This is a genomic window from Bradyrhizobium cosmicum (assembly GCF_032290525.1).
Classification (GTDB): domain Bacteria; phylum Pseudomonadota; class Alphaproteobacteria; order Rhizobiales; family Xanthobacteraceae; genus Bradyrhizobium; species Bradyrhizobium cosmicum_A.
In genome coordinates this window covers 1-248 of record NZ_JASXTA010000456.1, presented here as the reverse complement: position 1 = coordinate 248, position 248 = coordinate 1, and the positions used below count along the sequence as shown (strand labels likewise).

The following is a 248-nucleotide window of genomic DNA, read 5'->3' as shown; positions in this document are numbered from 1 at the left end:
ATACACGTATGCGGAAGTAGATGAAGACGATTATATGGTTCGCCTTTGGCTGCAGGATTTGAAGCACGTGCCATCAATAGATGACGTTGAATCGGAGGTCTACGTTGACTTCGAAGAATCCCTAGAGCTAGATGAAGCATTAGAAGAACTTGGCGGATACAGCCGCATTCGAAAGTTCTTTGGCACGTGATATATGCAGTACCACGATGCTGAACAGTTATTTCCTAAGTGTAACTGCCGGTTCCGGG

1 protein-coding gene is annotated in these 248 nt (G+C 46.0%); it reads left to right on the top strand.

Features of this window, described 5'->3' with window-relative positions:
* Positions 1 to 190: hypothetical protein (locus QSV46_RS40545; protein ID WP_314964345.1), on the top strand; the 190-nt coding region annotated here is incomplete at its 5' end.
* Between the last annotated feature and the right edge of the window lie 58 nt (positions 191 to 248).